Raw genomic sequence first — 5,357 nt, forward strand, 5'->3', positions numbered from 1 at the left:
TTAGGATTTACAGGATTAGCTGAAGCAGAACTCAGCACAGCAAAGCTGTAGCTTCGGTTGATTAATGTTGGTATTCAGGCAATTGGTCAAAATCCATCCTCAAAACCATTTTTGTTTAAGTATAATACATTAAAATAGTTCAAAAAATACGATTAAAAATGAATGATGTTTCCGGGAAGGCTTCAATCAATAGAATATGATTGTAATAAAATGGGAATTGATTGCATTTGTATTTAGATTTGTATAGAGAAGTGAAGGCTTAGATAAGACGTAAAAAATGAAAGTATTTCAAAGAAACAAAATGCCTTATAGATGTATAATGAGGAAGGTTGTTTAAGTGGAATAGGTCGTTTTTGTAGTTTTACTTATCAATTAATGGGACACACCTATAACAAATGCCAGATTGTAGGCTTCACTACTTGCAACCCAATTTGAACTATTCAAGCAATCACACACTAAAACTTCAAAAAAATATGAAAGAAGTATATATCATTTCTGCTGTTCGCACTCCCATTGGTAGCTTTATGGGAAGCTTGTCAAGTCTTACTGCTACTCAATTAGGAGCAGCTGCCATCAAAGGAGCTTTGGAAAAAGCCGGAGTAGATGCTTCAGAAGTACAAGAAGTATTTATGGGTAACGTACTTTCGGCTGGTTTGGGGCAAGCTCCTGCCAAGCAAGCTGCATTGTATGCGGGCATCAGCAACACGGTGCCTTGTACCACTGTAAACAAAGTATGTGCTTCAGGTATCAAATCTATCTCTTTTGCGGCAATGAGCATTATGTCAGGTCAAAATGATGTAATTATTGCTGGTGGAATGGAAAGCATGTCTAACGTACCTCACTACTTGACCAAGTCTCGTTTTGGTTACAAGTATGGCAATGTAACTACAATAGATGGTTTGGCTTATGATGGGTTAACTGATGCCTACGACCAGGTGGCTATGGGAGTGAGTGCTGATGCTACTTCTGAAAAATATGGGTTTACCCGCGAAGCTCAGGATGCATTTGCCATTCAATCATACAAGCGCAGTGCTGCGGCTACCGAAAGCGGCGTTTTTAAAGAAGAAATTGTACCAGTAGAGGTTCCTCAGCGTAAAGGCGATCCTTTGGTAATTACAGAAGATGAAGAGTACAAACGTGTAAACTTCGAGAAAGTATCTAAATTACGTCCTGCGTTTAACAAAGAGGGTACAGCCACTGCAGCCAACGCTTCTACTTTGAACGATGGTGCCTCTGCATTGCTGATTATGAGCAAAGAAAAAGCCGAATCTTTAGGCCTAAAGCCTATAGCCAAAGTAGTAAGTTTTGCCGATGCTGCTCATGAGCCAAAGTGGTTTACGACTGCCCCTGGCAAAGCCGCTCCTAAAGCCCTAGAGTTGGCTGGGCTTAAAAAAGAAGACATTGATTATTTTGAGGTAAACGAAGCTTTTGCCGCAGTAACAATGGCTTTTAACAAAGATATGGACTTGAGCGAAGACAAAGTAAACGTGCACGGGGGAGCTGTTTCTCTGGGACACCCACTAGGTTGCTCTGGCGCCCGCATTGCCACTACTTTGCTCAACGTATTGAAGCAAAAAGACGGCAAATACGGTATGGCTGCCATCTGTAATGGTGGTGGTGGTGCTACTGCAATGGTTTTTGAAAAAATGTAGACCAAAAACTTTTTGTGATACAAAAACGCCTCATTATTGAAAAATAGTGGGGCGTTTTTATGTTTTCACAAAACCAATTTCATACTCCCTGGGCTTTGATAATTTAGCCCAAAATCTAATCTCCAGCGTTCAAATCTCGTACATCATATCATTGCCAGTTTTTCGGCAAAAGAGTATATCCTTCCTAAATTTAGATTAGCTATGAATCTATTATAAAAATAGATTTTGCCACCAAAAACCTGTATCTTATCCTTATATTAGACACTATATAGAAATTATTATTTGGAGTAAAAACAACTCTTTTGGCATAGTCTTACGTTTTTATATATTGAAACACTAAAAATACCTATTTAATCTATGAGAATCTTACATTATAATAAAATATGGCTGCTGTGCGGTTTGCTGCTGGTGGCTATGTTAACAAAAGCACAAAATAATACCCAGTTGGTGATAGAACCACAAGGGCATTCGGCTAAAATTTCTGACATTTTGTTTACACCTAACGGTAAATCAGTGATTTCGGTAAGTCACGATAAAACCATTCGTATCTGGGATTCGTCCAGTGGCGAACTCAAAAAAACAATCAGAGGGCAGATTGGAGATGGTTCGCAGGGCAAGATTTATTCTGCGGCACTCTCACCTAACGGACGCCTGTTGGTAGTGGGGGGATTTTTCTCTTATGGTACCAACCGAGAGTATGGAGCGATAAGAATAATAGACCTAAAACGTAATGAGATGATTGGCAAACTGACCGGCCACACTGATGTGGTTTTCTCGGTGGCTTTCTCAAAAGATGGCCGATACATTGCTAGTGGTAGCGGCGACAAAACCATTAAAATATGGGAAGTAAACCGAAAACGTTTGGTAACCACCCTTAAGGGGCACAGCAATAGTATTTATGAGGTAGCATTTGCTCCCAATGGCAACCAGCTTATTTCGGGGAGTTATGATAAAACAGTAAAAATATGGGATTGGCAAAACCGTCAGGTAATAAAAACCCTGACCCGTCACAATAATAGAGTTCAGGTGGTAGCTTATTCGCCCAATGGACGGTATTTTGCCACAGGGGGCTATGACAAACGCATATTTTTGTGGGATAACAAAGGAAACTTTCTGAAAGAAATATCTACTAATACTACCATTGTCAAAAAAATTCGTTTTTCCCGTGATAGCAAAAAGCTATTGGTAGCAGCCAAGTATCAAAACATTTATAGTGTACCCAGTGCCGATCTGTTGAGTTCCATTACCAAGCACAAGTATGCTACAGGTGCCGCTTTTTGGGGGGCTACTGGTAAATACATGGCTACAGGTGGAGGCGATGATAAAGAAGTATATGTATGGAACACCCAAACAGGCAAGGTGGTGTCGCACGTAAAAGGCAAAGGTAAACCCAAATATAATGTAGGTTTTGCCCGGAAAGGATCTAAGGTAGCGTTTGGTAATACCTGGAAAAGTGGCAGTAACAAAGGACCACTTACTCAGGCGTTTGATTTTACCAAAATGAAGCTATACACTGATGGAATAAATCCATCAGATTTTCGTAAAGCGCTTACTTTGTATAAAGAAAACACGCTTACAAAAGTAGGCAAGTATAAGCTGAAAATTAAGGACGAATTATTTATCAAAAACCGAAGTAGTGTAGATGGTTCTATCAAAGTATTTACCTACACGCCCAATGCTTCCAGAATTATCTTAGGAAATAGTTTCAATATGAACCTGTACTCTAAAAAAGGTAAAAAGCTGAAGCAATTAGTAGGGCACACTTCAATTATCAGAGGAGTTTCGCCATCGTCTGACAACAAACTGATGGTATCAAGTAGCGATGACCAAACCATTAGGCTATGGAATATTGATGCACAAGGGTTTAGTACCAGTAAAAAGACCCTCAAAACAATTGCTGAGCGATTTACCCACCCTAGCTGGCCTAAAGCCTGGAAACGCAACGGACTTGATAAACTGATAAACGAACCAGGAATAGAGCCTTGGCTAAAGGCGATTGTGGCTTTTCGCAAAAACAATGAAAATACCAACGCCAATATGTATGAAGCCTACCTTTACAAACAACGTAGAATTAAAGTACGTCCTCTGGCTACCTTATTTGTAGCCACTGACAACGAGTGGGTTTGTTGGACCCCTCAAGGGTATTATGCTGCGTCGGCAGGAGGGGAACGTTACATTGGTTGGCATATTAACCGTGGAGGTAATAAACTGGGGACTTATTATCCGGTGGCTACTTTCCGCAAAAAATACTACAAGCCCGATTTGGTAAAGCTTATTATTAAGCATGGTTCATTTGACAAAGCCATGAAGTTATACAATACCAACAATGTACAAGTAACCGAAAACATTGTAAAAAAGAACGAAAACATTATGGATCACCTGCCACCTAAAGTAGAGTGGGTAAACCCAGCCGAAGGTGACTTGAAAGTAAAAGGTAAAACATTTACTGTAAAAGCCCGTATTACTTCTGGTTCAAAAATTACTGGAGTAAAGTTATTGGTAAATGGTAGAGCAGTAGCCAAAACGAGAGGGTTTGAGGTAGTAAAAAATAAGTCGGACAAAGAAAAGGTACTTGAATATAAGGTAACCCTGGAAGGCCCCGAAACCAACCTTTTGGTGTTTGCCTCCAATACGAGTTCTTCTACCTTGTCGGAAGCCCGTACCTTGAAGCGTGAAGCTGGAAGTATCAGTAAAAAGAACAACGATGACCTGGAGTTTGACGTGAAGCAAAATAATATGCTGAAGCCTAATTTGTATGTGGTAAGTGTAGGAGTATCTGATTTTAAGAAACAGTCTTACAACCTTGATTATGCCCACGCGGATGCAGAAGCAATTACTGCCTTGTTTAAAACCCAAAAAGGATTGCTTTATAAAGATGTACAGGTAAAACAATTGACCAATAAACAAGCTACCCGTGCCAACATTTTGGATGCTTTTTATTGGTTAGAGAAAAATGTAACCCATAAAGATGTAGCTATTTTATTCATCGCCAGTCATGGGTTCAACGAAAAGGGTAAGTTTTATATATTGCCCCACGATGGCGACCCTGAAAGGTTAAGAAGCACGGCTGTAAACTGGGCAGATTTTCAAGATGTATTAGGTAATTTGCCCTCTAAGGTAATGCTGTTTTTGGATGCTTGCCATAGTGGTGCCTTGGGCGATAATCTGACAAAAACCCGTGGAGCAAAAGTAAACAATACCGAAGCCATCAGAGAAATTACATCGGCTGAGCATGGGGTAATTGTGATGTCGGCATCTACCGGAAGCGAGAGTTCACTGGAGCAACCCGACTGGAAACACGGTGCGTTTACTTATGCTTTGCTGAAAGCAATGGTACAGAAAAAGGCAGACTTTAATAATGATGGGATTGTATATTTGCGTGAGCTAGATTTTTTTGTAGCAGATGAAGTAAAAACCCTGACCAAGGGCAAACAACATCCTACTACGCTTAAACCAAGTACCATTAGTCGTATGCCGTTGGTGCAAGTAAGAAAGTAGTAAGTTATTAAGGCTAAAGAGTGTCAAAAGGGGCTGACAAACAAATGATGCAGCCTCTTTTTTGGGTAAGCAGATGTGATTATTTTTTTGAAACAAAGCCTTTATAGTAAAAAATATGACCTGTTTTTTGCTAAGGAATGGTGTAAAAATAAACTTCTATAGTAACGCTAAAATATTTTGTTGCTAGACGCGGCACGGCAATATCCA

At 39.9% G+C, this 5,357-nt stretch carries 2 protein-coding genes; both read left to right on the plus strand.

Going from position 1 to position 5,357, the window contains the following annotated elements:
* Window positions 1-473 precede the first annotated feature (473 nt).
* Window positions 474-1,652 carry a thiolase family protein gene (locus Q0954_RS32615; protein ID WP_299465783.1) on the plus strand — a complete coding sequence of 393 codons (1,179 nt, stop codon included), beginning with the start codon at window positions 474-476 and terminating at the stop codon, window positions 1,650-1,652.
* A 357-nt stretch (window positions 1,653-2,009) separates the two neighbouring features.
* Window positions 2,010-5,150 (plus strand): caspase family protein, encoded by a 3,141-nt coding sequence (locus tag Q0954_RS32620; protein ID WP_299465786.1) that lies wholly within the window; start codon window positions 2,010-2,012, stop codon window positions 5,148-5,150.
* The last annotated feature ends 207 nt before the right edge of the window (window positions 5,151-5,357 follow it).

Origin of the sequence: uncultured Microscilla sp. (assembly GCF_947493425.1) — a bacterium.
In the GTDB taxonomy this organism is placed as follows: Bacteria; Bacteroidota; Bacteroidia; order Cytophagales; family Microscillaceae; genus Microscilla.

Excerpts from the sequence above, each read along its gene's own strand:
- Q0954_RS32620 (WP_299465786.1), top strand. The coding sequence starts at position 2,010 with ATGAGAATCTTACATTATAATAAAATATGGCTGCTGTGCGGTTTGCTG.
- Q0954_RS32615 (WP_299465783.1), top strand. The coding sequence starts at position 474 with ATGAAAGAAGTATATATCATTTCTGCTGTTCGCACTCCCATTGGTAGC.